The sequence below is a fragment of the Ameyamaea chiangmaiensis genome, assembly GCF_013376175.1.
GTDB classification, from domain to species: Bacteria; Pseudomonadota; Alphaproteobacteria; order Acetobacterales; family Acetobacteraceae; genus Ameyamaea; species Ameyamaea chiangmaiensis.
In genome coordinates this window covers 1-3,807 of record NZ_JABXXR010000202.1, presented here as the reverse complement: position 1 = coordinate 3,807, position 3,807 = coordinate 1, and the positions used below count along the sequence as shown (strand labels likewise).

General features: G+C 66.6%; 6 protein-coding genes. 1 reads left to right on the top strand and 5 read right to left on the bottom strand.

From position 1 onward, the window contains the following. The 3 genes from HUK82_RS15075 to HUK82_RS15065 form a co-directional block, all read right to left on the bottom strand. Positions 1-274 (bottom strand): hypothetical protein (locus tag HUK82_RS15075; protein ID WP_218061610.1); only part of this gene is annotated, 274 nt, incomplete at its 3' end. Continuing rightward, the gene (locus tag HUK82_RS15070; protein WP_176614729.1) at positions 271-774 is read right to left on the bottom strand and encodes a YbaK/EbsC family protein; all 504 of its coding nucleotides are present in this window, start codon (positions 772-774) and stop codon (positions 271-273) included. The genes HUK82_RS15070 and HUK82_RS15075, both read right to left, overlap by 4 nt. A 95-nt stretch (positions 775-869) precedes the next feature. Next, complete coding sequence (locus HUK82_RS15065) at positions 870-1,709, bottom strand: aldo/keto reductase (protein WP_246495211.1); 840 nt, start codon at positions 1,707-1,709, stop codon at positions 870-872. 344 nt (positions 1,710-2,053) lie between these two features. Here HUK82_RS15065 and HUK82_RS15060 point away from each other — a divergent pair, with 344 nt between their 5' ends. Further along, positions 2,054-2,326, top strand: a complete 273-nt coding sequence (locus HUK82_RS15060; protein ID WP_176614728.1) for a hypothetical protein — start codon at positions 2,054-2,056, stop codon at positions 2,324-2,326. A gap of 36 nt (positions 2,327-2,362) precedes the next feature. On the opposite strand, the gene HUK82_RS15055 is transcribed toward HUK82_RS15060, so the two are convergent. Together HUK82_RS15055 and HUK82_RS15050 are read right to left on the bottom strand one after the other, a co-directional pair. Then, complete coding sequence (locus HUK82_RS15055) at positions 2,363-2,809, bottom strand: DNA polymerase III subunit chi (protein ID WP_176614727.1); 447 nt, start codon at positions 2,807-2,809, stop codon at positions 2,363-2,365. Between the two features lie 3 nt (positions 2,810-2,812). Beyond that, a partial coding sequence (locus tag HUK82_RS15050; RefSeq protein WP_176614726.1) for a leucyl aminopeptidase occupies positions 2,813-3,807 on the bottom strand: 995 nt, incomplete at its 5' end.

The window sequence follows — 3,807 nt, the reverse complement described above, 5'->3', positions numbered from 1 at the left end:
CCGCGCCACCGGGCTGGAGCGCCAACACCGCGCCTGCAAGCACGCCGAACCCTGCCGCCCGATCCGCCCCCGCGAGCCCGATCACCCCAAACAGCAGCAAGGCGCCGGGGCACGCGACATGCCCGACACACAGCGCCACGACCGACACCACGACGCTGAGCGCGAAACCCCCGCGACGAAGGTCACCCGCGTTCCGATAGACACCCTCAAGGACAAGCCCGACCGCCGCGATCGTGAATCCCACAAGCGCGGCGACGGTCAGAAAGGACGTCACGTCGGCGCGGATCCGTGGTTCAGGCCATCGTCGGGCACCGGATCCTGTGTCACGTCCACCCACAGCGCATGGGTCAGGGCGGCCAGACGCTCAGGCGCGATCCGGACCGCGCTGTTGACCGACCCCGCTGCCGGCAGCACCTCGGCAAACGCCCGCAGCGACAGGTCGCAATACACCGGAAGGCTCTCCGCCAGCCCGAACGGACAGACCCCGCCGACGGGGTGCCCGGTCGCGGCCTCGACCTCGGCGCGGTCGACCATTCTGACCTTGCCGCCAAAGACCGCCTTGAATTTCCGGTTATCCATCCGCGCATCACCGCACGCCACCACAAGCACCATGCCCTTCGGCGTGTGGAACGCCAGCGTCTTGGCGATCTGCGCCGGCGCCACGCCATGGGCGGCGGCGGCTTCGGCCACGGTGGCCGTCGACGCGTCACACTCGATGATCTCGCAATCCGGCGCGTGCTCGGCGAAGAAGGCTCGAACGGACGGGAGGCTCATGCGGCGGGGCTCCGGGGATCAGGCGTCCGCCCTGCATAGCGCGCGACGCCCCCGGGTGGAACCGCCCGCGTCCCCGCGCGTGTCAGATTGCCACGTCAGAGCATCGCCAGACGCTGCTTGCGGCGTGGCGGTGGAAAAGCCGCGTCCAGCGCGGCCAGATCCTCATCCGTCAGGACGATCTGTTGCGCCGCGACATTCGCGCGCTGGTTCTCCGGCTTGCCAGCCTTCGGGATGGCCAGAACATTGGGGCGCCGCAGCACCCAGGCCAGCGCGATCTGCGCCGGCGTTGCCGGGCCAAGATCTGTTTCATGCCGCCGGGCAATGGTGGCAAGTGCCGGATGGCGCAGCAGATCGCCCCCCTGCCCGATCGGCGAATAGGCCATCGTCACGACGCCCCGGTCCTGATCGCGCCCCAGAAGGTCGAACTCCACCCCGCGATAATCGAGACTGTAGAGCACCTGATTGGCCGCACACCCGTCGGCGACCCGCTCCAGCGCCTGCATGTCCGACACATCGAAGTTCGACACGCCCCACGCCCCGATCAGCCCCTCCGCCCGCAGGCGCTCGAACCCCTCGACCGTCTCGTCCAGCGGCACCGATCCGGACCAGTGCAGCAGAAACAGATCGACCCGGTCGGTCTTGAGGCGCTTGAGCGACGCCCGGCACGACGACTGAACTCCCTTCAGAGACGCATTCGACGGCAGAACCTTGGTGACGAGATACACCTCGTCGCGCCGCCCCGCGATGGCCTCGCCGACCAGCGTTTCCGACCGGCCAGCGCCATACATCTCCGCCGTGTCGACCACCCGCAGCCCCGCGTCCAGACCGAGCCGCAGCGCCGCGATCTCCTGCGACCGGCGCGCCGGCGTGTCCCCCATGTTCCATGTGCCCATGCCCAGTGTCGGGACAGTCTGCCCCCCGATCTCGATTGCCATCGCCGCGCGCTCCTGGTTTTCTACGTCGAGAAATCGAACACATTCGATACCGACGGGTTGCAGCAGGGCCATCGGTAAGTCTTCTCGTGTCCATGTTGCCTCCCCCAGATCATCGCGGCGGTCTTCCGAGACATGTTTCTCTCTTAACGCGATGGAAACTTCTGGAGAAAAGACGCCCGCTCTCTACGGGAAGACAAGATCGTTAGCGGACCATGCCAAAGCGATAGTAATTCCATAGAGAGCGGCCGAATATATTGGCGAAACGTCAGAACATACCGAAAAAATTCGAGATCGAAGCGTTCGGGGCACCCTGCCGCCATATCCGGCCGTGTCCGGCCCCAACCATGTACGAGACGTTTCGTAATACCGCCGATACAAACATGCGTCGGCAGATCGAACCACACAACGTGATCAGCCACAGCCAATCGCTCGTCCAAGGTGCTTATGTAATTTCCGTCAATGATCCATGTTGGCCGCGTCAACCAGTTTGCAAGCTCGGCACGCCAAAGGGCGCCATCACGCGGTTTCCATCCCGTATCCCAGTAAAGCTGATCGATCGATACGACCGGCACACCAAGAGTCGTGCCCATGCGTCGCGCAAGCGTGCTTTTGCCTGAGCCTGGACTGCCAAGGACAAGAATACGGCGCATGGTCTACCCCGCCCGACGCCAGCCGCGCGTCTCCTGCCGCCAGTAGGTCAGGGTATGGCCCGATGCCTTCATCGCGCTCCATCGAACGCGGGCCGCCGCGACGGCGGCGGCGTCCCCACCGTCGAACAGGTCGAATATCCGCTCGAACCGCTCCGGGGATGCGATCGTGGCACCCGCGACCGAAAACAGAAACGTCGCGCCATTAGGTGTGTCGTCGTCCGCCGTCAGCCACACCGGCTGCCACGCCGCCTGTCCCAGTGCCGCCGAGCCATGCGGCAGCCAGACCGGCTCACGCACTTTCCACAGCGACGCGTCAAGCGCGCCGACGGCGGCATCATCGGCGCAGCGCACGACCGCGCGCTTGCCCGCCTCCAGCGTGCGGCCCAGCAACGGCGCCAGAGCCTCCTCCAGCGACGTGCGGGTCAGGTGATAGAACCCGACCTCCGCCATTCTTCAGACGCGGGCGTAATCGCGCACAAGGCGATCGAGCAGACGAACGCCAAAACCGGTGGCGCCCTTCGGGCACCCCGGTCGACCCTTGGACGCCCACGCCGTCCCCGCGATATCGAGATGCGCCCACGCGACGTCATTGGTAAAGCGCTTGAGGAACTGCGCCGCCGTGATCGATCCGCCCGGACGGCCCGCCACGTTCTTCATGTCGGCGATATCGGAATCGATCAGCTTGTCGTAGGCATCGCCCATCGGCATGCGCCAGACCTGATCACCCGTCGTGTCGCCGGCCGTTGCGATCCGCGTAGCAAGGTCATCGTCGCTGGCGAACAGGCCCGCGCGCTCGTGACCCAGGCTGACCACGATCGCGCCGGTCAGCGTAGCAAGATCGATCATCGCGCGCGGGCGGAATGTGTCCTGCGCGTACCACAGCAGGTCCGCCAGAACCAGACGTCCCTCCGCGTCGGTGTTCTGCACCTCGATCGTCTGGCCGGAATAGCTGCGGACCACGTCGCCCGGACGCTGCGCGGCGCCCGAGAGCATGTTTTCGACCAGACCGATCATCCCGACCACATTGACCGGCGCCTGTCCGCGCGCGATTGCCGTCATCGCACCGACGACCGCCGCCGCACCGGCCATGTCGGTTTTCATCTCTTCCATCCCGCCGGCGGGCTTGATCGAGATACCACCCGAGTCAAACGTCACGCCCTTGCCGATCAGGGCCACGGGCGCGTCGCCCTCCGCCCCGCCGTTCCAGCGCATGATGACCGCCTTGGGCTCGGCCTCGCTGCCCTGCGCGACCCCCAGAAGCGCGCCAAAGCCCAGGGCCTGCATCGCGGCCACATCCAGCACGTCGACGCTCACGCCATCAGCCCGCAGCGCCTCGGCGCGGGCGGCGAATTCGGCCGGCGTGAGAATATGGGCGGGCTCGCTCACCAGATCGCGCGTGACGACCACGCCGTCCGCCACAGCCTTGAGCGCCGGCCACGCGGCACGGG

Excerpts from the sequence above, each read along its gene's own strand:
- HUK82_RS15070 (WP_176614729.1), bottom strand. The coding sequence starts at position 774 with ATGAGCCTCCCGTCCGTTCGAGCCTTCTTCGCCGAGCACGCGCCGGAT.
- HUK82_RS15065 (WP_246495211.1), bottom strand. The coding sequence starts at position 1,709 with ATGGCAATCGAGATCGGGGGGCAGACTGTCCCGACACTGGGCATGGGC.
- HUK82_RS15060 (WP_176614728.1), top strand. The coding sequence starts at position 2,054 with ATGTACGAGACGTTTCGTAATACCGCCGATACAAACATGCGTCGGCAG.
- HUK82_RS15055 (WP_176614727.1), bottom strand. The coding sequence starts at position 2,809 with ATGGCGGAGGTCGGGTTCTATCACCTGACCCGCACGTCGCTGGAGGAG.